This window comes from Shewanella sp. DW31, from assembly GCF_015767295.1.
GTDB classification, from domain to species: domain Bacteria; phylum Pseudomonadota; class Gammaproteobacteria; order Enterobacterales; family Shewanellaceae; genus Shewanella; species Shewanella oncorhynchi.
In genome coordinates this window covers 126,276-151,467 of the sequence record NZ_JADWMP020000006.1, presented here as the reverse complement: position 1 = coordinate 151,467, position 25,192 = coordinate 126,276, and the positions used below count along the sequence as shown (strand labels likewise).

Here is a 25,192-nt window from a genome sequence, read left to right as displayed (position 1 = left end):
TTAGCCTTTGAAGGCGGGAGGTTGTAAGGGATATTCTGAAGTTAATTAATGTGCAGTAAAACGGATGTTGATATGGGCTTAAACTGTTGCACTTTGGGCATCTCGCTCCTCTATTCTTGTTAAAATCCATTCTTGCACTTCACTTTCTACCCAAGCGGCAGCTCGGCTACCGAGTGACACAGGTCTGGGAAATGTTCCTTCTGCGATGTACTTGTAGATAGTGGAACGCGCTAGTCCTGTGTAATCCATAACTTTTGTAAGGCGAATTAGTTTCATGATGAGTTTCTCGGTTATTGTCTCATCACATATGTCCTTCTAGTAATTTTTAACTTTTTTCTCGATTTCCAAATCCTTTCAGATATATATCACTCCTTTGCATAAGCCCATTAACGCTTTCAAGGAGTCAGATATGTCAACAAAAACGACGCACATAGAACCAGTTACCAACTCCGTGAGTCACTGGCCACAAACGACCGAAGAGGTTCTTGCCTCTGCCGCCAATATCATTGCCGAACGCTATGTAAAGAAGGACGCCTACACCAACCCTCAAGCCACTAAGGATTTTTTAACTTACAAACTTGGAGGATATGAGCGGGAGGTGTTTGCGGTGATGCTGCTCGATAATCAGCATCAATTACTCGAGTTTAAAGAGTTATTCTTTGGCACTTTAGATGCTGCCAGTGTTTATCCCCGAGAAGTGGTTAAGGCGGTGTTGGCCGTCAATGCGGCAGCGGTGATTTTTGCCCATAACCATCCATCCGGCGAATCTGAGCCTTCGGTTGCAGATAAAAACATCACTAAACGGTTAGCCGATGCATTGGGACTTATTGATGTGCGAGTGCTTGACCATATTGTGGTTGGCCGCACGCCAGTGTCCTTTGCTGAGCGAGGCTTACTCTAGCCCCGCATTCAAGCCGCTTTTCATCCCTCCCAAGGAGTCCAACATGATTGAATTTACCGACAGCTTTTCACAGGCCTGTGTTGCCGAGGCCTGCGCCGCTTTTCCTGAACTGCGTAACCGTTTGGCGATTGAACTGATTTTGCCGATGTTTGTGCGGCCACTTAATGCCATGGGCCAAGTGATTGGCAAGCCAATTGTGGCACCTAATCCAAAGCTGCATAAAACCGTATTGAGTGTTTTTCACCGTGATGTAGTTGAGCACTTGCCTAAGGAGATTGCCTTCTGCCGCTATGTTTGCCCCTGTGATGCGTATGGAGTGCCTATGGGTGAATGGCAACGGGTGACCAACGGCGTGTACTTTAACCATGGCAGCAATGAGCAACCCCATTGGAGCGTCCATACCTAATTTTGCAAGCCGTTACCTACGTGTCATCTAGTCCACTAATCACTTGTATTAGCCACTTGTATTTATAGCTGTTTTAGCTCGCCAGCTAACAAACAACCCACTCCCAAAGTTTCACCCTTTCAACCATAGAGGTTCCTATGACAACCCTAAAACTTTTTGATATTGAGCACGCCTGGGGTCTGCCCCGTAAAGTATCTCCCCGCTTTGGTGCGAGACTGATTTTGCGTGGTCTGCATTTGGATTATCTCAATGACAGAGCAAGTTTTGTCGGTGAGTTTTCCCCTGAAGTACGCAAACGCTTCAATCACGCTTTCCCAAAATTAGTTAAACAACTTGAGCGATTAGTCGTCACCGGTGAGATCGATGCAAGAGAGCAGCACTGCGTCACCATTGAGTACGATGACTTTACCTGTGAGGCCGATACATTAGGCAACCATGGTTATTTGTATATTGCTGTCTATCAAACCGCTGACAAACCACTACCCGCATTAACACACAGCCCTTCAATAACCTTGTAGCACCAAAGCGCATCCTAAATACCTCATCACGCTCCATCAGACTCGTTTCACGCAATTTTTACCCCACCAGCAAACAGCAAGAGCCCAGGAGTTTTAGCTCCTAGGCTCTTGCGTGTGCGCGTAAATCAAAGAAGGAATATCCCATGAAGTTAATCATTAACCGTAACCAACTGCCATTAATGCCTAATCGTTTTTACCAAGTCATTGAAAAGGAACTGGCTGACGTCGATCCAAAAGATGCCAATGCGATCACGCTCAATTTTAGAGATCCAGATTACAGCGCCGAAGATGGTGGCTTTCATCCTGTCGAAGTCCGGCTTGAGAAACAGCAAGAGCACTGGCGTTTAGTCTACGTCACCGACTTTGCTTTTCGCGGTCATCCCTTCCCTGAACTCGTCAAAGACATCGATATCTGCTTTAACAGTAAGCAGGTCTATAGCTTGTTTAGTGGCTGGATTGGTGAGCGGGAATGCAAAGCATTAATCGATTTATTTACCCAAAACTTTGCCACTTATTTCGATATGGGCGTTTACAAGGTGAAGGTCAGTTTGGATTAACCCACTTAGCCAAATGAAGTTCCCAGAATCCTAAAACGGGAACAGTCAAACCCTTGTGCCACGGGGCTTTCAGTGATGAGAGTTCCCAAAACCACGCTATAGCAAAAAAGAGGAACATGACCATGCCTGAAGTTCAAGCCGTTAAAGATCAAGACACCGTTAAGCTTATCAGCTATCTGCTCGAAAGACAGTTTAGCCAGCAACTGGCCGATGTGTGGAATATCGGCCTTAATCTCGCCCTTAGGATCTCTGACTTACTCTCGATTAAGTTCTGTGATATCCACGGCGACAGACTCATCATTAAGGAATCCAAAACCGGCAAAATCGCCAATATCAAGCTCAACTCGAAAACGATGGAACGGATACAGCGAATTGCGCGTGAGCATCCGAATCACATTTACCTGTTTCAGTCTTACCGCAATCAACGAGCGAAAAACATCAAACCCGCGCCTTTGTCACGCCGCTATATTTGCCGCGCCCTGGCGATGATTGGTGAAGAACTCAAAATCGCCTTAGGCACCCACTCGATGCGCAAAACCCGTGGCTATCTGCTATATCAACAAACCAAAGATATTGGTCGAGTAATGAAGATGCTCAGGCACAGCGCCGAAGAAACCACCCTTCGGTATATCGGTATTGAGCAGGACGATATCGATAAGGACTTTGTCGAACTGGAAATCTAACCCGCGCTTATCACTTACTGAATAGCGTCTCCCCTTTAATCCCCCCACACAGCCAATAGACCATCAACGCGAACAACCTACAGCTAGCTTAAGTCAGCATGGCGTAATGGCGCGTCGCAATGATAGAACCTTGGCTAAGGAAACATTCATGCAAGCATTACAACCTGGCGATCATCTCGTCACCAATATCGATTTTCTTGGCTTAACCGAACACCATGGCCTGTATGTTGGCCATGGCAATGTCATTCACTTATCTAAACAGGGCATCATCGAAGAAATCGATCTGCAGCAATTTGATGGTGGCCATAAGATCAGAGTGAAAAAGTCCAGCCTGTTTCCCCATCAAGCTATTGAGCTTGCACGCAGTCAACTGGGTTATACCTCATACGGCGTTGCTACGAACAATTGTGAGCAGTTCGTCAACGAATGCTTAGAAAGAACCAGCACCTCCAATCAAGTCAGTAATCTCACTCACGTTGCCCTGCAAGGCTCTGCCAGAGCAGGCTTACTGGGAAGTACTGCTTCAAAGCTGGCCACGGGAACCGTCGCAAACGTCGTGTTAGCCTCTACCGCAGTAAAAATGACTGGCGAATACCTAGGGCTACCCGACAACCTCAACACGCTCCTAGGGACGCCAGGGGATCTTGTTGCTAAGCCTGCTGAATGCCTACTAAAAGGCACCACGCAAACCCTGGGTGAGAGTTATGATTGCTTAAGCCAAGGTGAGATTGCCGATGCAGGGATCAAACTCGTCACCGGCAGTTTAGAAACCGGCTTAAACACCATGCTGATGACAGCAGAAGTGGGCATCAATGGCGTAAAAGCCGGTGCAGAGCTAATAGCCGATGCATGGCACTGGCTAAGGTCCTAAGCCGTATCGTCGGTCTAAAACTCACAAAGTAAACCTTAAGGCAAAAACACATGCAAACCGAATCTGGTTATCCCGTGGAGATAAAACCGCTCGGTTTGCATGTGTTTTTGCAGTTTAAAATAACCCTATAGGGAAAATAACGTCCATCTGCAATTTAAACAGTTTAACTTTATTAATGGCAATCAAAAATCTTTTCTCCCTGATAATTTAACTTTCCTGACTCAAAGAGATACATTCGTTCTCTTGCTATTCCACAAGTATCCACATTGATAACACCCTTACCAATACCAGGTTTATCGATAAAATACGCAGATCCATAAGGGTCACGAAGCTGATAAATATTGAACCCCCCATCTAAAATACCACTGCAAGATAAAATGCCTTTGTAGTCATCTTTTTTTTTGTCAAAAGAGCCAGTATCGCCATGAGAGAAAAAGATATCCACAAATTTACCTTTATCAACATACACAACAAAAACTCGGTCAATATCTTCAATATCTTGTCCGTCATCGCCACTGGTACTATATGCATTCAAGCAAGAAGCGATTAGTGGCGGAAATGGATCTAAAAATGGCCTAGCCCTCTGGTCCGCACAACCAAGTTGAAACATAAGAATAATTATTAATAAAATAAAACGCATAGTTACAATACCTTACTGGGTTCAGTTCTATATGGACTATCAAAGCAAGTTGCTGCAGTACAGCTTCCTATAAAAGTTTTACCGCCAATTTGCGTTCCTAGATACAATGTTACGTTCCTATTTCTCGAATCATTTAACCAGCCAACATCTCCTGAACCACCACTTTCAGCATTATGGCTATTTGAAAATTCAAAAAATGCATTTGGATGCGTATGGTATCCATCCAAACCAAAAGTTATATTGACAGAGGTCGAACTGCCTACTACTGGGGAACTATAATGGTATCCCAGTCTATCATGGTAAATACTACCTCCAATTTCTACATTAAATGCCTTTGATATTGGAGATACCAAACCCAAAACTTCTCTCGCTGCGTCATCTGAGGAATCAAAAGATTTCACCGTATTTATTTTTTTGTCTGCTTTTAATTTTGCTATTGCATCCTCAGCTCCAGCCTTATCAATCTTATTTTTATTTGTGTTCCTCCCTCCGGTACTAACAGTATTACCTATTCTATGCGCTATCATTGCAAACGCTGCTGATGCGGCTCCATTCGCAAATTTACCGCCACTTAGCTGTGAGGCTGTTCCTCCGATAATAGCAGCAGCCAAGGTTTGCCCCATAAATCCTGAAATACCCAAAGCGTTGGCACCTTGAGCTCCAAGCATCCCAACACCAGCGGCGATAAATCCATGACCGAACTCCCCTCCTTGAACAACGTTGAAAATACCACCAGCCACACCTCTAACAACAAAGCCTTCAACACCGTTAATTCCACTAGTTGCCAAGCTTGAAGCTGCGTAAGATATTGCACCAGATTTAAAGGCTGAACTTAAACTCCCCGTAGCGACAAATGAAGCATCAAAGGCAAAGTGTGCTGACGCCAACTGTCCAAAAAATGGAATATAATTTAGGCCAATTTGAATTGCCGAACCAAGCCCTTCCACTTTGGCAATCTGTCGATGAATAAAAGTCACCCCTCCAATATCCATCAACGCTTTATAAAGACGCTTAAAGAAAAAGCCACTGGGGTCGGTATAGCTCATGGGGTTATTTTTCACGTAGCTATAACGGTTATAACTTTGCGTATCGCTTGGCGCTTGAATGAACGGGTCTGCTTGCATAAAGCGCCCGATAGTCGCGTCATAGATACGACCATTCATATGGATTAAATCCAAATGACTAATATGCTCATGACCGGTATAACCTTTAGTGGTGGCTGGAGTGGTATAGTTGGCCAATAACCCAGTATCAAATACTGCGGTTTGTTTACCCCAAGGGTCATAAACAAACTGCTGAACACTGTTGCCTGCCGCATCCGTAATGGTCGTAGTAGAACCTTGATGGTCTTTATGCAAATACAAGAAACTATCCGTGCTATTGTTACTGCGTTTAGTAATGACCAAATTACCCACATACAGTTTTTGCTCGGTGAGCGCAGCTTTACCACCGCCGGTACGCACTACTTTTTCATAAGCACCATCGACATAATAGGTGGTGTAGTAGGCTAAAACCCCGTCTTCCAATTTGACATCATAGCGTTCATAACGCTGTCTTGCGGCGTCATATTTAAACCGACTGGATTCGTTACCTTTAGCAATATTGGTGACCAAATCGTAGGAACTATAAGTAAGCGTTCTGGTGCCATCATTGGTGATATTGCCGTTCTTATCATAGACCATCGCGTAGCTGGCTTGACGCGCACGACTGCACTGGGCGCCATTTTGCGTCCAACCCGCAGGGCAGCTGTAGGTGATAGACGCGGTGAGTGTACGATTGCAAGCACTCCCTGAAACAGACCAACCTGCGGGACAGGAATAGACTGGTATTTGAGTAGCGGCCTGAGACAAGGTACGAGTGCAGTTAGTAGCACTGACAGTCCAACCCGCTTCACAACTATATACTTGCTTAGCGGTTGATTGATAAGTTTCGGTGCAATCCCAAAGGCGTCGTCCACCGCCCATAGGTTCACCGTTATCACAAACAACTCCTGCTCCAGATGGCTTAGTTAACCCTGTAAAACTAAAACGTCGAGAACACTTGCCCGTAGCGGTATTTAAGGTTCCCCCTCGAGAGCAACTTTGTTCGGTTTTAACCTGTGCCACTTTCGTTTCAGTTTTCGAACATGTCGTTCCCGAAAGGCTGTAGCCGCTTGGGCAACTATAGTTGTAACTTAGCGATGCGGATTGCGATTCATTCTTTTGGCAGGTTGTACCAGCCGCATTGAGTGCATAACCCGTTGGGCAGGATTTACTTGCGGGTGTTGTTTCAGGTGTGCCGCAGCCTCCTTCACCACAAATATCTAATAAGCGATAAGGATTAGTCGCATCATAACGATAAGTACCTACCCCTGTTTTTGAAGTGAGATTCCCAAAATCGTCATATTGAAGAGTACTTACTTCACTTGGTAAAATAATGTTGTCTAAGTCAACACTTTTCGTTCGCCTATATAGACGATGAAGGTCATCATAACTATAAGTTTCTGCAAATGTCGTTGATGCTGAAGACAATTTGTGTTTGCGTTGAGTAAGATTACCAACACCATCAAAGACGTATTCTAAATCGTGAAGCATTTCGCCGGGGCTTGTTAACTGAATGCTTTTCACCCACCCCAACTTTTCATCATAAGCGGTTAATTCCTCTGTACCATTGCCATAGATAACCTTTTCAACACCACCTTTAGCATTCATTTTATCGATGGTTTGATAGGCTATACCCGTCGCCTTGTCGGTACGTTTATACAAATAGCCAGACTCATTGTAATGGTTAACAACGGTAAGCAGATTTTCAGGATAGCTTTGTTCAGCGACTCGCCCAAGGGTATCGTAGTTGACACTTGAGGTATAACTCGATGCACCTATCGTGGTGGTTGTGGATTTTAACCTCCCCAATTCATCATAGTTCGTGGTCTTTTGATGTACAGCACCTGCCGCGCTGCAATCGCTTACAATGGTGTCATAACGTTTTTCAGCAACCAATAAGCCCGCATTTTTAGCCGCTTTAGTACCATATACCCAGCAAGAGGTGCCTTCTGGCTCAGTTCGACGCATTTGCCGCCCGAGTGTGTCATAGTAGAAGAAAGTAGAATGGCTATTGGCATTCGTCTGAGAAAGCAGTTCCCCAAATGCATTATAGGTATATCGCCATGTTCCCTTATCAACATCAATTGAGGTGGTTTTACGACCATAATCGTCATAAATCAGCTGCGTCCTGACAATCTCGGTACCATTACCCGACACATAAGACTTGAGTAAATTTCCCGATGCATCATAGACAAAATGCAACTGGTTATTTAAGGCATCAGTTACAACAGACTGAAGCCCAAGGGCATCCACGACCACGGATGTTTGATTTCCTAACGGGTCAATGGTCAGAGATTCAAAACCTTGCACGTCATTTAATGTTTCACCACCATCAGGATTGACTTGCGCAATGACTCGGCCAAAACCGTCATACCTAAGCTCAGTAAAATACGTGGATACGGCATCGTACCGAGGCTCATAGTCTTTAATTGGACGACCCCATCCATCATATTCTTTTGCAGTGGCAATCGTCTTACCATCAAATCCCACCAGCAAATTACCGACCGTGCGCCCAAATTTGTCGGTAATTACACTTGCACTCGGCGTTCCGGCTTTTGATGTGGTCGTCAAAAGGTAACCATCAGCAAACAAAGAACATCCACCGCTGCTACAAGATTGGTAGCTGATTTGGGTTAATACGCCATCTGGCGTTAACTCACCGACAGGCCGTCCCCATTTATCAGAGGTCTTAGTCAAACTTTGGCCATTTGCATCCGTTAGCGTGACTTTAGTAATCAACCCAGTAACACTATCGGCCGTTGTGCCGTTATAACCATAGGTTGCCGTATCACCAAGGGGATTGGTAGAGGTTTTTAAATAGCGTCCTCTCGCATCATAGGTACTGTAATTGCTACGTGTTTGGGGATCAGAACCATCAGCCTTAGTGCCTGCAGTGATCGATTCTGAAGTTTTATTGCCATAAACATCATAGGTGATAGAGGTAGTGACTTTATAACGATTGTCATTAGGCGAAATAATGGAATCTTTAATTAAGCCATTTTCATAATACGTAAAACTACTCTCATTGGTGATATCAGGGACATTATCTCGTTGACCTGCTCGAGACTTTGTCACGACAGAATGACTCAGCCGCCCCTTACTGACGCCACCTCCCGCACCGTTGTATTCGCTGATGATAGAAACAGTAGAGACGACAGTGTTGGTTTGTAAGTCACGAGTAACCACCTCACTGCTGAGAATATTCCCGGCATCATCATAACTATTTTGAGTATCAACTTGCGTAAGTTCACGAACCACATTATCCGTTCCGTATTGACGAGTAATGTCAGTACTGTTCATGCTGGTTTGCCGATATACCCCATAGCTATCGCGCACAAAATCAACACTGGTTCTTGCCTCTGATAATGCTTGCGATTGGTAACTTTGCTTGGAGGCAATAGGTAACCCAATACGTGGAAATATCTGGTCATACATGGTTTCAGTAACAACCTTAGATTGGTTGTCAATGGTTCTCAGTAATTCAAAACCTGCACCACCTCGCCCTAAACGGTTAACGAGTAATCCACCATATTCGTAAGTAACACTGACACTACCGGTACTACTTGCCTGTGTGCTTACTTCAGCAACGACTTGCAGTGGCGCGATGATAGAGAAGTTTTTTGAATGATCAACATTACTGGAGGTTTGGGTTTTGTATACCCGGCTTTGACCATTAAACTGCTCAGTTAAATAGGCATAACTGATGTTAGTCGTCACCCCAAAGCCATCCGTAATAGCTTTGATAGTATTGTTGTATTTGGGTGAGACGGGAGCGTAGCGAAACCAACCGCCGGCGTTAGCGACAATGTCCAATTTGCCTGCACCATCAATATCTGCAAAGAACAAACGTTCATTAATGACATGGTCTATTATCCCGGATGCTTTCCAAGATGAGACACCTCTGATTGAACTTGGCTCAGACATGTAGAGTGTCGATTTGAGCGACTCTGATTTAGCAAGAATATCAGCACGACCATTACCCATAATATCAATAAAATAGGTGTTCAACTTCTTATCTGCGTCAGTCGTTATCCCTGTATTGATTGATGGTAGAAACGCAGTGCCATCCGATAATTGGATATACCACTGATTACCACTGACATAGGCAATATCAGTTAGCCCATCGCCATTAAAATCAGCTGCCCGTAAGGTATCCATCCCCGATGTGATGGTGATAATTTGCTGTTCTTTATACCCGCTACCTGTTGATACATAAAGTATCCAGTTATCCGTGATATTTTGTCCCCAGCGACCATTAAAATCTGCAACACACTCGGACTGTGAAATATCATAAATAAGCCCCATCCCAGTAGAGCAGTAGCTAACGGTCTTCTTTACTTTAAGAATGAGGTCAGTCAAACCATCACCGTTGACATCTAACAGTGCACTTGATTCAAAGCCTTTTGCCGTATGATTTATACGCGGTATACCTGGACTTGCATCACTCCCTGTTGGGAACGTAAACAAACTCTCCGCAGCAGCAAAACTCCCGCCGCTCAAGTTTTTGTACCACTTAATCTGGCCTGCATCGAGAAACACGATATCCTCTAAGGCATCACCATTCACATCGGCGACCATCGCACTGCCGTTCAAACCAATCGCTGTTCGCCCTAAAGATGTTTGGGTGTATTGCACTGTACGTGTGCTATCAATGCAAAGCTGCCCCCCACGACCATCAGGCTCACAATCTCTGGTCTTTTCTTCTGACGGCTTGAAAGAGAGTACTTGCCAAGGAGAGGTGTTGCTTGCAGCGACAAGTAAGTCGCGTTGCCCGTCGCCGTCAAAATCGATAGTTTGAGCATAAGCATGTTGAGATGCACCTATGCTTGTCATTTGCGTCTCAACACCTGACGCAATAGAGCGCTTGTACCAAGTACCACTTCTGACATAAACAATATCTGCCAGCCCGTCACCGTCCATATCAAAAATATTGGCGGTTAAATTCTCACCAGAAGGAATGTTTAGATTTTTTGCAGGAAGAATGCCTGTGTAAGGCCTATAGGTCGGCGATTGTGGTGCACTGCTCCGCTCCCAATCAAACTGAATAACACTTGTGCAATCCGCGTTATTCGTTCCAACACAAGCTTGGATGCTATCGAGATAGTTAAACTCAGCCAATGACGTCGCTAGTTTATAGGTTAGGTAATACGTTTGCTCAATTTGATTATCTGTTGATAGAACAATTTTATTGAGTAACTTTGTCTGTGATACGGCTGAGCCGTAAACGATGCCCTTTTTAGGAAAAGGGCGATCGGTATATTCAAAGCTGACCTTTTTATAGGGTAATGCACCGTTAGCATGCCCCGAGTAATCGATGCTGGATAAATACTGTTCTTCATTGTTTTTAACATAATGGAAGCTGATGTAATTGCCAACTACGTCTTCAATGGCTTTCAAGCTCCAAGAATGAATGACCTCATTGCCATTACTTAGCGCAACTTGATATGAATCATCATGGTTGTTTGTATTAGAAGCCGTAACGAAGTTTTTGCCAGCTTGCGTATACGCATCGCCGAAATAAAATGTCTCACCAGCTTTGGTCTCAACCTTAAATGCACCAGGGCCACCGCCATTGGCCTGACCTACTACGGTAATGACAGAGGCATCATCAATTTCTTTTCGGTACTGAGCGCCATCGATGCCATTTTGGCCACTCACGAGCATTAAACGCTGTCCATCTAAACAGAAACTATCGGTGTCTTTTAATTGCACGCCCTGAAGGAATCCATCTTGCTCAATGGTTTTAGGGCAGCGAGTTATCGCAGATGACGCTTGTACTCCCCAACCTAAGCCTAAGTAACCGTCCCCTCCAGAGGATGAATAAGAAATCGCCACGGAGGGCTTCATTCCACCTCGCCCAGCAGAAGCATCTATAGGCAAAGAATAGGTTGCAGCTCCCATCTCATTGACACGGAAAGCGCCTGTTAACGCCACTGTTTCGGTATCTGCGAAAATAGAGAAAGTGGTGGTGAGTGTGAGGAAAAATAATAGGGTTTTGAGGGGATTGGTATACATCATCAAGCTCCATTTGAAACAGCAATAACGCGTTGTAACCCCTATGAAAACCTAATGCAACCTCGATTAACAATTAAGCTAACTCTAATAACAAATAAAACCCTTACGAAATGCAGGGTGAGTAATAAACACACAAACAAAAAGTTACAAAACAAAACAATTCACCAACAAATTGTAATCATAATTGCAACTAGTGAATGGTAACTTATTATCCGCACCAACGAACGATATCAACGCCTCCCTAAAAGAGACCTAGCTGGCCGATGAACACCTGCGTCCATCACACAGTACCCACACTAAAACAGCAATTAACCAACAATGTTAAAAATAAAAACGCCCAATGACATACATCAAGCGTTTAAACCTGAGAGAGCAAGCTGTGTAATAACTCAATATTTAATCCAACCAGCAGCCAGACTTAATGCGAATCCTACACTCTACTATAGCCAAATGAACGTGTTCTATTACCATAATGCTTAGTCTCTAGCTTGGCAAAATAGCTCAAGCGGAAGAAAGCACTCGCAAAGGTTTGAGGATAATTCGGAGCATTACGATTGAGATAATAAACTGGCGTATCCTCAGGAAAATGGACTAAATGCCGAGTGCTGTAATCATCTAATCCCAAGGCACTGGCCCAGGCTTCAACAATCTTAGTACTCAGGTTTTGTCCACTTCGATTGTAATTACCGAGATGGTTATAGGCATCGTTATTGAGGAAGATAGCGATATGGTAATGGTCTGTATCGGCATCAGCTCGCTCCCTTGCCCAAATATAACGCAGAGTACAAGGATGCACCCGCTTACCCTCACGGCCCTTGATAAGCCTATCATGCTGGATTTTAGCACTCAGAGATTTAAAGAATTTGCTGATTACCGTTGAATCATAAACTATAGGTGAGTCACGAAAATTGAGCTGTGGTAGATGCAAATCAAACCGCACCATAAAGGTACGAGGGTGCTCAGTCAGAGCAGCTTGTAAGGTCTGTAGAATGGCGCTTAAGTATTCAGCGCTGAGTGGCCTTGGATAAACATTGAGGCCTTGGTATTGGCCATTGCTGATGACGGTAAGGTTAGTGTTTGAGGTGTGACGTGAGTACATATTGATATCCCATATTGGTTAAGTTACATAACGTATGGGGTTTGTGTAATTTATAACTCAAAAGCCCCAAAGGGCTTGATATCACTTGCAAGAGTTAGCTCGCCTATAAGAGCGACTAACTCTACTCAGCAATCAATGCACTGATACTAAAGGTTAAAATGTAAGTAATGACACACCTGTAGTAATAACAAACAGACAAATCGCTGCACTAAATCGCCAGCGCCCAAGGCACAAATGATCAGGCCAGCAGGGAAATCATGGCATTGCGTCACTCGATAGTTAAACCACTGAAGTCAACATCACCTCATTGTTCCGAGTTGTAAACATCTAGGTCATGGACTTTGCCCGTGTTGACGTACACTCGTTTCACAACTTGAGCTTGCGAAACAGGATACAGGCCAAGAATAGAACGGGTGGGCTTAATGCTGACTCCTTCTGTCTGTTTATCTTCCAGGACAAAAGCAGATGAAAACGGCATGTCAAAATGCTGTTCGAGAATGGCTATCTTGCTTTCCAAGGCTTCAATCACTGGCAAAATAATACGATTTGCTAAGATTTGAGAAAACACCTCCAGATCCCAAAAATCAAGCGAGTCACCATCCTCACGACTTTGTGATGCGAGCTCCCGACATTCAGCATCTCCCACTTCAGCAACAGCTTCACTACCTCGGTCCTTGGCAAGGACAGCCCCTTTTTCAAATCTGGGCTCAAGCTCCATGCGAAATTCTGCTGCCAGTTGAAGAAACCAAGTCTCATCACGGTTTTCTCCGGAAAACACCTTCTGAGCGGCTAAGAGCAGTATTTTTTCATACAGAAAATATTTCAACACTGGTCGACGCTTCAGCTCAGCAAACAGCATCCAACTACGTTCTGAGTTCCCTGTACATGCAAGGCCATCAAATTTTTCCTTTGCATTTTCATAGATTTTTAGTTGCCGCTCCTTTCTATCGGCATCTTTTTCTCGCTGTGCATTGCGATACCCTGTTAAGCCCCCCAACGAGCGAGCTATAAGGCTGTTTAGCATCTCCTCGTAGTCATACCCAATAGCTTGCTCACAAGTAACGGAGCGGAATATTGCACTAGAAAACCGCTCATTTGTAATATCTAGCAGATAAATTGAAGGCCTGGATCCAAAAATCACCTTTGAAGTGACCCCAGAACTCAACTTCCTGAGATATCTAAGCCTAGAAAGCTTATCTAGCTGTGAATTGAATTGGTCATTACTCATTCCGGTCATCTGAGCAATGACTGAGAATCCCAAGTTTTCCACCAAACCGTACTCATTTGCGTGAAGCAAGAAGACGCAAAGCAGTAAACGATTGCTCAACGTCAAATGTTGGTGATTGTTGTAATGTAATTCTTCGATCAGACCAGCGTGAAATCTTGGATGTTCATCATCACATAAAATAGCAAGCAGTTTATTGGTCGCAAAATACTGTGATGTGGGTCTGCCAGCCCTAACTCCTAGATGAATGTGACTCCTTTCAAAAAAACCTTCAGTAGTCATGTAGGCAAGAGACGACATGACAACATTCTTAGAAATGCCTAGCATTTTTGCTATCTCTGCTACGGGTAATGGGACCCCAGCTTCAGGTGCAAAAAATCTAAACCATAGGGAAATAAAAAATCTGGATTCTGGTTTGGCACCTTTGAGCGAACTAAGTAAGCGCTTCATTTGAATTTCAATGATAGAGAACTATTAATAAATACTTCCATAACAGGTAGGTAATTGCAATTTAAAATTACTAGTAAATTACTAGTAATTGAAAACAAAAAAGTGTTAAAATCACAGTAAATAAAATTTTAAAAAGTATTTACATTATTACAATTAAGTGATAAAGGTTGTTTGCATGATGGACATTAAGCGCCAGGCCGAATTTGAAGCAAAGTTTGACTTCTTTTACCGAAACAAAACGCACAAATTGCTACTGGCTTGGGTGACTAAATACCTTTACAAAAAAGGGATTTTTTTTAGCCAGAATCCAACAATAATTGAAGTTAAATCGACGCTTTTCAATTGGTTTAAAGACAGTAATGAAAGAGCCACTTTCGAATTTTATCGAAAAATGGAAAAAGCATGGGAAGCACACAATAGGAGGCTTGCATGCAAAGCAAAGATGCTCAACATCAGTGTTTCAATCGAGCATAAGAACAAATTCAAGGAGATGGCAAAAGAGGCAAAAATCACGAATATTCAACTTTTTCAGTCTCTCATCGATGATAACTATAAGCTTCTCATCGACTTAAAGGATGAGGAGCGCAAAGGTAAAGAGGCGGAAAAGGCGAAAAAAGCTGAAATAAAGTACAATCAGTCGTTTACTGATACGAAGCTTAACGATGAGCTTCATCTACAGAAACATTATAACAACCGATTAAAAAAGCAGATGACTGCGCTAATGAGTGAACTTCAAGCCGTAAAAGACAATTCATCAATTCTATTCGCTCTCATTGAAAAAGCTGTAAAAAACCGCTCAAAGCTCACTGCTGACCATCTGATTCAAGCAACTAGAGCCCATACTTTAATCGACATTGTGCAACTTCCCTTAGAGAAGCCCGTAGAGGCTACAGAATCGGAAGAAAGCAGTGAGCAAAACCAGACTTCAGGTCCCCGCCCTAGAAAACGAGCAAGACCAGCTAAAACGGCTAGCAAATAGTAAAACAAAGAATCATCTCGTTAAGGCATTAGCATATGGTGGGTATATCGGTGGGTATCAATGCGAATTACCACAGGATAAAACATGCTATCCATTGTTAAATAATGACTTTTTTGTAAATAAAAATATTCAGATCCAAAACGTTGAGTAATGATAGTTAACGCTTTTTAGATACCCAAAAGCCCTTAATATAAGGGCTTTTTGTATTTTATGGCATTAAGGGAGTATCAGTTAAAGCACGCACTTTGAGTCACTAATATCAAGTGCGAAGCGCTGAGCTAGGCTCAGTGAACAATTATTTACGGTAACAGGATTTTTTGCAGCTCTTGGTGCGAGCTCACTTGATAGTGCGGGGCGATACCGGCGGGTACATCGTGGCCGTGGACGTTATACCAACAAGTATGAATACCTGCATTGATGCCGCCTTGAATATCAGAATGCGGGTTATCACCGACCATGAGCACAGCATCGCGCTCAGGATGACCCATGAGTTCGAAAGCATGTTCGAAGATGCCCACATCAGGTTTGGCTATGCCGACTTTTTCTGAAATCACTAAAATATCAAAATGATGCTGTAAGCCTGTACGCTCTAATCGCACGGTTTGTAGCTCAGTGAAACCGTTAGTGATGATGCCTAATTTTGCCTTACCTTGGAGCGCGGCTAATAACTCGCGGGCACCGGGTAGCGGCGAACAAATTTCGGCCATTGCCGATAAAAAGGCACTATTAAGCGTCATCGCCGTGACTGATAATTTGGCAGCCCAAGGCTCGAAACGTATGGTCTGCAACTCAGCGGCAGTTATCTTGCCATCTTGATAATCGACCCAAAGTGGTTTGTTAACTAACTGATACTCATCAAAATCGGCTTGGGTAAAATCGACCCCAAACTCACTAAACATCAATTGAAGCCCTTTTAAGGCATCGAAATAAAATAAGGTTTCATCGGCATCAAATAAAATCCATTGGTAAGGCAAGGACATAGGAACTCTCTTTCTGACAAAATAGCTAAAACCCATCCCCATGCCGTTCAGTGGCATCAAGAATGGTACATCGGCGATTGCGGCAACGCAGTAGCTAGCTGCCTAGCAGTAATCAAGATAAGCAATCAACATGAGCAACCAACAGTAAGCAGCAAACATAAACACTAAGCCTGAGCGATGAGCGCAAAAAAACTCGGCTTCACTGTCGACACCCGCAATCAGCAAGTGCATTAGTCTACCTTGCATCAAGGGCGATGATAACCACGATAATAAAAACTGACTGTTGAGGTATCATCAACAATAATGGCAGGGGAACGCGATAATCTAAGGACACCATGGAACACTTTTCAGCACTACCTATCTTTGTCACTGTAGTGGAATGCGGGAGCTTTTCGCTGGCAGGTCAAAAGCTTGGACTGAGTAAATCGGCGGTGAGTAAACGCATTACTCTATTAGAACAAAGTCTGGGTATTCAACTTTTGCACCGTACCACTCGCAGCTTAAGTCTTACCGAAGCGGGCGCCCGCTATTTTGACTATGTTCGCCCTGCAGTTAAACTCGCAGAGGAAGGGTTAGACGCCATTTCTGAGCTACAACAAGCGCCTCAGGGCAATTTACGCATCGCCGTCCCTATGGTATTTGGCCGCTTACATATCGCCCCTTTAATCCCCGAGTTTCTACGCCGTTATCCGAAAATACAGCTGCAAATGCAGATGGATGATAAGACAACCGATTTAATTGCTGGCGGATTCGATCTGGCGATTCGTATCGGCGAACTGCCAGATTCAAGCCTGATTGCTCGTAAAATCGCCCCTTGTTTAAGTGTCATTTGCGCTTCTCCCGAATATATTGCTCGCCACAGCGCACCACAAACGCCGCAGCAACTCAGCCAACATAACTGTTTGTTCTACTCATATTTTCGTGATGGTGTTGAATGGACCTTCTTAAGCACGCAGGGCCCCACTCGCATCCAGCCGAACGGTAACTATCAAGTCAACAATAGTGATGCCATCCACCAAGCCACACTCGATGGTTTAGGCATAGCCAACCTGCCCCGTTTCATGGTCGACGCCGACTTACAAGCAGGCCGCCTACAAGCCTTGCTCGCAGACCATCCCCTCCCCGAACATGGCATTTATGCAGTTTATCCACAGCGAAAACATTTGCCGACTAAGGTGAATGTATTGATTGAGTTTTTGATGGAGAAGCTGGCGAGTTCAGATAAGTTTCAACTTGTAAGCGACTAGGAATTACATCCCTACTTTACCCATATGTTGAATGAGAGATATGCTCGATACCTGTAAAAGCGGAGCAACTCTATCTATCCAATGGGTAAAGTTGATATTGCAAATAGGATAATAAAGTTAGTTCGTGTCTCACTCAAAAGTTCAAAGCTCTTCGATTCCACACGCTTTTAGAAATTGATAAGTCGAATCATAAAAAGCCGGTTTTCTAGTAATATCTAACTCATCGCCTTTAGGGACGAAAATCACCATTCCTTGCCTCGCTCGCGTCAGTAAGACTCGATAGGCATTTTCAAGATACCTGCATTTTTCTTCCCGTTGTCGTTGTTCCCAGCTTGAGCCTCGAAACTGCATATGCTCAAAACCTGCATGACCGAATCTAAAATCAGCCTCCCAAGCAACCAAACACCAATCAAGCTCAAGCCCTTGAACATCAAACTCTGTGGCGACATCTTCAAGAAAATGTGAAGAACGAATATCCTCTATCGGCCCCAAAAACCAATCTTTATGCTCAATTTTGTTTTTGACGAAAATGCCTTCAGCTTTTAATCGAATACCATTTGACGAGGCTAGCATTCCCATTGTTTCAGTCCCACGCACTTGAGATTTTATCCAACATTTAGCAGCCTTTAAGTCTCGGGTAACTTTAATTGGATATTTTTGCTTAAAAGTCGCCAAAACATTCAAAGCCATGCCACTGTTACCATTAACTAAATGGTGGATAAAATTTGACAACTTTTCGGCTCGAAATGAACGCATCGATGTCGCCAAATGTAAACAAGGTAACAAAGTACCTTTTGAAAAGTCGCGAGTCGTTAAACCCGTAGACACATACTCACCATTAAGTAAATCCGTAGAATAATAAGCATCCCAGTGAGTAAATCGGTTGCCAAGTGCATCCAACCATCCAAAAAGCCCAACCTCGCCGGTGTTGATTTCTTGTCCACCGCCGATCAACGCAATAATTACAGCCCAATCTTCATGGCGGTCCATCACTTCGATAAGATATTCTGGCTCAGACTTATTGAATCCAGCTTGATTACGCTTGGTCTGCATGAATTTGCTAGTCTGCTCAACATTCCAAGCACGCTGAGCTTCGTCAAAGATAGCTACTTGCTCTACTGGGGGTTTGTTCGATGTAAGCGAGTCATCCCTAAACTTATGGATATTCTGAATAAATTGCTCAGTATGTCGTCGACAATCGCCAATTTTCTCTTTAGTGCGATCACGTCTATCTCGCGCCAGAGCTTCTTGCAAAACAGAGACTAAAGGGCCATTTCCGCTTAAAAATACTGCATATTCCTTTTCGTCAGCATTAGAATGCGCACTCGCAATATTAAGCCCTACAAGGGTTTTGCCCGCACCCGGAACGCCGGTAACGAAACAAATGATTTTTCGCTTATTGATCCGAGCATTGTGAATCAACTGAAGTAATTGCTGGCTCGTTTGTCCAAGATTTTGAGTGTCGGCTTCACTACGAGCAATATCTTCGACTTTATGCTGCGCATATAGCGCTTGCGCCGCTTCGATAATAGTTGGTGTTGGCAAATAACCAGAATCAGCCCACAAGTTTGAATCAAAAGTAGGTTGATTCAACCGCTCAGCAATTAGGCGCATTCTTGGAAACAATTCACCGGGTGAAATACACAAGGTAGAAGCAACATTATCGCCTGCGAATACTGGATCTTTCGATTGGCTCGTCGCTTTGGTGGCGACAAGCAGAGGGACTAGATATTTATCATGACTACCGCGATGAAAGTTCTTTAAATCTAAGGCGTATCCATGAGTTTGCCTCATATCTGCAGCGGTAAATACTTTTGCGCCAACTTTAAACTCTACAACAAAAACAATTCCTTTAAATATCATCACGACATCCGCACGTCGTCCCATTCGTGGGATCATAAACTCAATGAAAATATGCCCTTCTCGCTCAACGCTCTCGGCCAAGGAGCGTTTGAGAACTTCAATTTCAGCACACCAAGCACGAGTTTGTGCATGCAATAAATGCTGAGTATGGAAACGTGATATCTGCCCGGTAATCGCATCGGGCTCAGCAGATAGAAAATCTTTAAAACTCGCCGAATAAAATGCTCGTTGAGTCATAATGATCCCTCAACGGTAAAATCAAGAAGTTGTTTCGCCGGGATATTTAAAGCATTGGCAAGTTTAAAAAGATTAATCAAACTAACATTGCGTTGCCCACGTTCAATGCCGCTGACATAGGTTCTGTCCATGTCAGCTTTTAATGCAAGCTGCTCCTGAGAAAAAGATCTCTCAAGTCGCAAACTTTTTAGATGAGTACCGAATGAGGTAAGCAAATGATCTTCCATGAATAATCCTTTGAAGAGTTTTCATGATGATCTTTACTTGTAGACAATACGTCTACGGACTATGAGTCACATTAAATGCCTAGCACTTAATGATTTGGACATAACATCGCACAGGGTAATCACTCACAAAATGCAAAATGATTGTTGCCGCTGATTACATTTAGACGGCAAATTCCGCAATCTACTTACCAACCACTCGGCAATAAGTACCTTGTACTTCGGCCGCCGACGTCGGCTTTGGGCCAGTATCTATCTCAAATTTCTATTAAGCGATTGGTTCTACTGGCTAACAGATATGCGCGAAGGCTAACAGGATCAGGCACTCGCATGGAAGTGACCATCCGTGACAGGACGTCACGGTTGAGCATGGACTTGAACAACTTCCCTATTTAACTGCCAGTTCGCCTTCCATGGCTCTCGTTCATAAACTTAGAAACCCTAGGTTTCTATTCACCGAGTCACTGGAATGCAAGTGCTTGATAACATGCCTAACCTTTATCGTTTCATACTGAGTGGCAATAAGTATCTGGTACTTCGGCCGCCGGCGTCGGCTTTTACTAAAAAGCGCTGTTCGACCATTTGCACTAGATGACGGGTGGCGGTGGCGCGGCTCACCTTAGCGACCTTTTGGTACTGGCTACTATTAATCCCTAGTTCAAAATCGCCGTCTAACATCCGATTGAGTACTTTGGCTTGCTCCTGACTCAATAAAGATTGGTCGACACTTTGCCAATACTGAGTTTTCGACAGCGTTCTGCTCACATCTGCCATCGCATTGAGTAAGCAGTCATTGAGGGTTTCAAAAAACCAGACTAACCAAGGAGTAATATCTACATCGCCCCTTTGGGTAGACTCTAAAATGTCATAGTAGGCTTGGCGACGGGCAAGAATACTGACCGACATAGCGTAAAAACGAATCGAGCGTTTCTCCGCTTGCGCTAGAGCTAAATCAGTCAATAAGCGCGTGATGCGCCCATTACCATCATCAAGTGGATGCAGAGTAACAAACCAAAGATGTGTTATCGCCGCACGTATAAGCGGATCTAAAACCTGCGCTTGCCGTGAAGCATTAAACCATTCGATAAACTGCGAGAGTTCAGCATCCAATGCCGCTCTAGAGGGTGCCTCAAAATGCACTGTTGGTTTATCAATGCGGCCAGAGACAACCTGCATAGGTGTATCGCCACGCAGCGCTCCGCCAATAACAGGGTTAAACAGCGTATAACCCTGGGGAAATAACTGTTTATGCCAACCTAATATCCGCTCAAGGGTTAACTCTGTATCTAAATTTTTTAAGGCATCGAGCATAATGTCAGCCAAACCATCGGTTTGCGCTGTTGTCGGATACGGTTTATCTTCAGTCACGCCGAGTTTTTTAGCTAAGGATGAGCGCACCGAAGCCGCATTGAGCTTTTCACCTTCGATGGCACTGGAATGGATAATGTTAGCGAGTAAGGTGTCGAGTGCAGCGTCTGAAGTTAATAGGCTGTTGTCGTGACTTAGCAGTTGCTTGCCAAGCAACTGGCCCTGATTGAAATAGACCTGACGCAGCAAGGCATCAATGCTGCTGGTGTTCCAATGAAACTTAGGCCAATCGGCTTGCTGCCAAATCCACATATCTACCCCATGAGTCGAATAACAAGCCTATTCTACTCACATAATGAGGCGATTAACAAATATATTCGCCTCACATTATGAGTCGAATGGCACTAATAATCGCCTCATCAATACCAACATGGCTATGCAATGCAGGGAAATGAGCCTTGTTGGTAATCCGGGAGCTCAGTTTCTAAGCCTTATGAGCTTCCACACTAACTATTATTGTGCAGCGACACTTCAGTTATCACACGATACGGTGCACCTTTACTGGGTGCATTGCAGTGGTGCGTGACTTTTATGTATATACCCAAGCTACCTGAATATACGAGTTTCAGAGCGTCTAGGGTGATTCAATTCAAGGCGCATCAATGACAGAATGTCGGCCACCTTTTGAATTGATGCAACACGGAAGTGGAGTACTCTAGGCGCTCCGTCCCGGCGGGTTTTAACGCACTTTATGCTGTGTTGGTTATTTTTAACTTAGCCCGCTAGGTCTGCAAATAACCGCAATCGCCATGGATGGCGTGAATGCCATTTATGCAGGAGCAATAAATGGCATTGCCTAAAGTGCGTTAAACTCCCGCTGAATCCTGCATCTTCAGGTTGTTTGGGTATACTACCGACAAAGCCTTCGTGCTGAGATATACTGCCGCCGCTGTTTTGACACGCCAATGTGAAACGCCGAGGTTAAAACTTACGGCTTTACCGCACCGCTGACACACATTCTGAGCCTAACCTATGCCTGATAACGCCAACAATTCACCAACCTCTACTCACGTGCAATGTACTGCTAATGCACAGCGTATCGGCAATGTTCAACCTACTGGCAATTCACAGATTGCTACGCCAGATACAATGCATCCAGCCCAGTCGAATGCGCTCAGTGACGAACAGATAAAGGTGAAAAAGCAGAAAGTCTTTATCATAGGTTTGCCACGCACGGGCACCACGAGTGTGAGTGTGGCGCTATTGGAGCAAGGGCTAAAAGTGGCACACATGGCCTTTACTAAGCAGGCATTTATGCTGGCCGATGCAGTGTCTGACACGCCTTGTTTCAGCGATTATCAGCAGTTGGATTTATTATTTCCCGAGGCAGTGTTTGTCTATCTCGACCGCGATATCAATACTTGGTTGCCTTCGATGCAGATGTTACTTGGTAAAATGGCGCCCCATTTGGATGAAAAAACGGGCCGCTTCCATCCAATATTAAAGCGCAGTTTTAGGCATACTTTCGCCATAGATAAAGTGGCGGAACCAGCCAGCAGTGAGCACTTAATTGCTTGTTATCAAAAGCATCAGCAAGAAGTGTTCGCTTACTTTAATGGGCGGGAAGACTTTATTTCAATTGATGTTAGCCATGCGGGAAGCTTGAGTCAGTTACTGCAATTTTTGGGAATAGAAGCAAACGCGAAGAATAGCGATGTTACATTAGGTTTAAACGAGCCACTGAGTTTCCCTAAACTTAACGTGGGCCGCAACGTGGCAAGTTGGGGCGAATATAAACACCCCAACAAGGTCAACACCAATAGCGCAGGCCCACAAAGCCGTAAGTTTTTCGACTACACGCTTTAACATTGGATCAGTACACAAATACCAATGCACAGATATCCAAGCGCCGAATTAAAAATTAGCTTTAAGCACAGCCTCTTGGTCGAGCAAGCTTTGGTACAAGGTAAACTGGTTGGCGGCGCGGTCTAGATTATGGCCTTCACGGTGGATATGGAAATACACATCACCGTTAAGATAATCCGTTAAAAAACGCACACCTATCATCAAACAAATCACCCGAGCACCGAGCCATAGACTGCGTTTTTCATCTTCCGTTAAGACGTCACCCAACTCGCTCAAGTAGCCACGGCAAATCGCGGCGAAGATGTCTTGGCGCACTTGGACTTTATCCAAGGCCGTAGAGTCTTCCTCCTCTGGCGAGCAGAAAGTGCGTACCATGTCACCGAAGTCATACATAAGATGACCTTTCATACAGGTATCTAAATCGATAATCGCCATGCTGGACATGTCGCGTTTATCAAAAAGCATGTTATTGATTTTAGTGTCGTTATGACAAATTCGTAGCGGCAGCTTTGGCGATATTTCTGCAAGTTCATCCAGCAAAGCCTGCTGAGATAACGCGTAATCGACCCAATGACGGCAGAGCGCTAAGCGATGTTGACTATCGAGTTCAGCGGCCTGCTTTAGTAAGGCCATGCGTCCCGGTAAATGGTGAAACTGAGGGATCACATCTTCAAGCTCTGTCGCATCAAAATCACTCAAGGCAGAGGCAAAATGCCCAAAGGCCTTGGCCGCCATTTCCGCTTCTTGTTCCGACTTAACCACTTCAATGCTAAGACTATGGGGCAAGTAACTGATCGCACGCCAAAATCCTTGCTCGCCTAAATCGATAGCCAGCTCACCCTCTTGGGTTAAACATGGGCTAACGACTTTAAGGCCGTATTGTTGCTGCAATGACTTAGCGCATAAATGATGGCTAATTTTATCGGCATTGCAGACCAAAGCGTTGGGTGTTTTAAATACCTCAGTATTAATTCGCTGCAATACCAATTCACCCGCAGGCCAGCGCACTAAAAGGGTGTCATTGATGTGGCCATTACCGAGGGCAGAAATTTTCGCCTCGGCAGATTCAATACCAAAATGAGGCAACACTGACTGCCTGATGAGTTTAATCACTCAATAACTCCGTTAATTTTTGTTTTACCCAGACAGTGTCCTGCGGATAAGTCACGCCAAGCCATGGCTCACAGGCAACATCGACATAGACAGGCAAACCTTGCTCAATTCCCGCTTGTACTATGGCGGGTAAATAGCATTCAGACTTAGGTTGTTGACCCTGTTGCCCGATAAATTCGGTTAATTCACGTTTAATAACATCAAATATGTTTGGGGAGAAGCCCCAGCATGTCATAGAGACCAAGGAGTGCGCCGGCAAATTAGCATGACCCTGTGGGCCATCACCCATTAAGTGGCCTGCTTGCTCGGCGATATTGAGCCATTCGGCGACCGATTTAAGCTGACCATTTTCAACCTGACACAAACCACGATTAACACCACCGTGTTCCGACAACGTGAGTTTTATGGGATAGGCCACCATCATCCACTCAGTTGGCCTAGTGCTTAAGCCTTTGGCTAAGGAAGCAAAAGCGCTATCACCATAAAAATCATCGGCATTGATAACGGCCATTGGCCCTTTAACGAGATGGCGCGCACTCCACAGTGCATGGGCCGTCCCCCAAGGTTTAAGCCTGTGGCTAAGATCCGCCAACTGCGCCGCGTCGGGTAAATCCGTTGAGACTTGATAGCAAAAATGATATTCAAAATCGGCTGGCAAAAATCGTGTCAGGATCTCAGTTAATTCACTTTCTAACTCTGGGCGGATCACCAGCACAGCACGCTGAAAACCACTGCGAATGGCCGACATGATTGATAGCACCAACATGGGTTCACCCGCGGGGCCGAGTGCCGCCAATTGCTTATCGCCGCCGAAGCGACTACCTAGCCCCGCAGCCATAATGACTAAGGTCAATTCTGTATTCATGCTGGATTGATATATTCAGTTCAAATTTAAAGGTGTTTCCCCAAACCGCAGCGACCTAAACAA

General features: G+C 44.4%; 21 protein-coding genes. 9 read left to right on the top strand and 12 right to left on the bottom strand.

Going from position 1 to position 25,192, the window contains the following annotated elements:
- Positions 1-78: 78 nt before the first annotated feature.
- On the bottom strand, positions 79-276 hold the full coding sequence (locus GWI56_RS07405; protein WP_037459496.1) for an AlpA family transcriptional regulator: 198 nt from the start codon (positions 274-276) through the stop codon (positions 79-81).
- A gap of 133 nt (positions 277-409) precedes the next feature.
- On the opposite strand from GWI56_RS07405, the gene radC reads away from it, so the two are divergent.
- The 6 genes from radC to GWI56_RS07375 all read left to right on the top strand — a co-directional run bounded on the left by radC (position 410) and on the right by GWI56_RS07375 (position 3,936).
- Complete coding sequence (gene radC, locus GWI56_RS07400; protein WP_206766017.1) at positions 410-901, top strand: DNA repair protein RadC; 492 nt, start codon at positions 410-412, stop codon at positions 899-901.
- Positions 902-944: 43 nt separating this feature from the next.
- Positions 945-1,307: a hypothetical protein gene (locus GWI56_RS07395; protein WP_198572557.1), complete on the top strand. Its 363-nt coding sequence runs from the start codon at positions 945-947 to the stop codon at positions 1,305-1,307.
- 137 nt (positions 1,308-1,444) lie between these two features.
- A complete protein-coding gene (locus GWI56_RS07390; RefSeq protein ID WP_198572556.1) occupies positions 1,445-1,825 on the top strand; it encodes a type IV toxin-antitoxin system YeeU family antitoxin in 381 nt (126 codons plus the stop codon).
- Positions 1,826-1,968: 143 nt separating this feature from the next.
- Positions 1,969-2,382: a DUF2787 domain-containing protein gene (locus tag GWI56_RS07385; RefSeq protein ID WP_198572555.1), complete on the top strand. Its 414-nt coding sequence runs from the start codon at positions 1,969-1,971 to the stop codon at positions 2,380-2,382.
- Between the two features lie 122 nt (positions 2,383-2,504).
- Positions 2,505-3,065, top strand: coding sequence for a tyrosine-type recombinase/integrase (locus GWI56_RS07380; protein WP_198572554.1), 561 nt, complete (start codon positions 2,505-2,507; stop codon positions 3,063-3,065).
- A gap of 148 nt (positions 3,066-3,213) precedes the next feature.
- Positions 3,214-3,936, top strand: coding sequence for a lecithin retinol acyltransferase family protein (locus GWI56_RS07375; RefSeq protein WP_198572553.1), 723 nt, complete (start codon positions 3,214-3,216; stop codon positions 3,934-3,936).
- Positions 3,937-4,108: 172 nt separating this feature from the next.
- Here GWI56_RS07375 and GWI56_RS07370 read toward each other — a convergent pair whose 3' ends face one another.
- The 4 genes from GWI56_RS07370 to GWI56_RS07355 form a co-directional block, all read right to left on the bottom strand.
- Positions 4,109-4,576: a hypothetical protein gene (locus GWI56_RS07370; RefSeq protein ID WP_198572552.1), complete on the bottom strand. Its 468-nt coding sequence runs from the start codon at positions 4,574-4,576 to the stop codon at positions 4,109-4,111.
- A 2-nt stretch (positions 4,577-4,578) separates the two neighbouring features.
- A complete protein-coding gene (locus tag GWI56_RS07365; protein ID WP_198572551.1) occupies positions 4,579-11,676 on the bottom strand; it encodes an FG-GAP-like repeat-containing protein in 7,098 nt (2,365 codons plus the stop codon).
- Positions 11,677-12,103: 427 nt separating this feature from the next.
- Positions 12,104-12,772: an inovirus Gp2 family protein gene (locus GWI56_RS07360; RefSeq protein ID WP_198572550.1), complete on the bottom strand. Its 669-nt coding sequence runs from the start codon at positions 12,770-12,772 to the stop codon at positions 12,104-12,106.
- A 304-nt stretch (positions 12,773-13,076) separates the two neighbouring features.
- A complete protein-coding gene (locus GWI56_RS07355; RefSeq protein WP_198572549.1) occupies positions 13,077-14,447 on the bottom strand; it encodes a hypothetical protein in 1,371 nt (456 codons plus the stop codon).
- Between the two features lie 175 nt (positions 14,448-14,622).
- Here GWI56_RS07355 and GWI56_RS07350 point away from each other — a divergent pair, with 175 nt between their 5' ends.
- Entirely contained in the window at positions 14,623-15,426 is an 804-nt protein-coding gene (locus GWI56_RS07350) for a hypothetical protein (RefSeq protein WP_198572548.1), read from the top strand.
- A 299-nt stretch (positions 15,427-15,725) separates the two neighbouring features.
- Here the strand turns inward: GWI56_RS07350 and yjjG are convergent, their stop codons facing one another.
- Both yjjG and GWI56_RS21805 read right to left on the bottom strand, forming a co-directional pair.
- Complete coding sequence (gene yjjG, locus GWI56_RS07345; RefSeq protein ID WP_242068371.1) at positions 15,726-16,406, bottom strand: pyrimidine 5'-nucleotidase; 681 nt, start codon at positions 16,404-16,406, stop codon at positions 15,726-15,728.
- Between the two features lie 102 nt (positions 16,407-16,508).
- Positions 16,509-16,637, bottom strand: coding sequence for a hypothetical protein (locus tag GWI56_RS21805; RefSeq protein ID WP_277925174.1), 129 nt, complete (start codon positions 16,635-16,637; stop codon positions 16,509-16,511).
- A 104-nt stretch (positions 16,638-16,741) separates the two neighbouring features.
- Here GWI56_RS21805 and GWI56_RS07340 point away from each other — a divergent pair, with 104 nt between their 5' ends.
- A complete protein-coding gene (locus GWI56_RS07340; protein ID WP_198572547.1) occupies positions 16,742-17,653 on the top strand; it encodes a LysR family transcriptional regulator in 912 nt (303 codons plus the stop codon).
- A gap of 141 nt (positions 17,654-17,794) precedes the next feature.
- Here GWI56_RS07340 and GWI56_RS07335 read toward each other — a convergent pair whose 3' ends face one another.
- The 3 genes from GWI56_RS07335 to GWI56_RS07325 form a co-directional block, all read right to left on the bottom strand.
- Positions 17,795-19,753 carry a DUF2075 domain-containing protein gene (locus GWI56_RS07335; RefSeq protein ID WP_113941102.1) on the bottom strand — a complete coding sequence of 653 codons (1,959 nt, stop codon included), beginning with the start codon at positions 19,751-19,753 and terminating at the stop codon, positions 17,795-17,797.
- A complete protein-coding gene (locus GWI56_RS07330) occupies positions 19,750-19,980 on the bottom strand; it encodes a helix-turn-helix transcriptional regulator (protein WP_198572546.1) in 231 nt (76 codons plus the stop codon). Before GWI56_RS07330 ends, GWI56_RS07335 begins: the two co-directional genes overlap by 4 nt.
- A gap of 495 nt (positions 19,981-20,475) precedes the next feature.
- Complete coding sequence (locus tag GWI56_RS07325; protein WP_198572545.1) at positions 20,476-21,597, bottom strand: Fic family protein; 1,122 nt, start codon at positions 21,595-21,597, stop codon at positions 20,476-20,478.
- A gap of 720 nt (positions 21,598-22,317) precedes the next feature.
- On the opposite strand from GWI56_RS07325, the gene GWI56_RS07320 reads away from it, so the two are divergent.
- Complete coding sequence (locus GWI56_RS07320) at positions 22,318-23,151, top strand: sulfotransferase (protein ID WP_198572544.1); 834 nt, start codon at positions 22,318-22,320, stop codon at positions 23,149-23,151.
- A gap of 48 nt (positions 23,152-23,199) precedes the next feature.
- On the opposite strand, the gene GWI56_RS07315 is transcribed toward GWI56_RS07320, so the two are convergent.
- Both GWI56_RS07315 and GWI56_RS07310 read right to left on the bottom strand, forming a co-directional pair.
- On the bottom strand, positions 23,200-24,264 hold the full coding sequence (locus GWI56_RS07315; protein WP_168826533.1) for an aminoglycoside phosphotransferase family protein: 1,065 nt from the start codon (positions 24,262-24,264) through the stop codon (positions 23,200-23,202).
- Positions 24,257-25,129 (bottom strand): NTP transferase domain-containing protein, encoded by an 873-nt coding sequence (locus tag GWI56_RS07310; protein ID WP_198572543.1) that lies wholly within the window; start codon positions 25,127-25,129, stop codon positions 24,257-24,259. Before GWI56_RS07310 ends, GWI56_RS07315 begins: the two co-directional genes overlap by 8 nt.
- Positions 25,130-25,192: the final 63 nt, after the last annotated feature.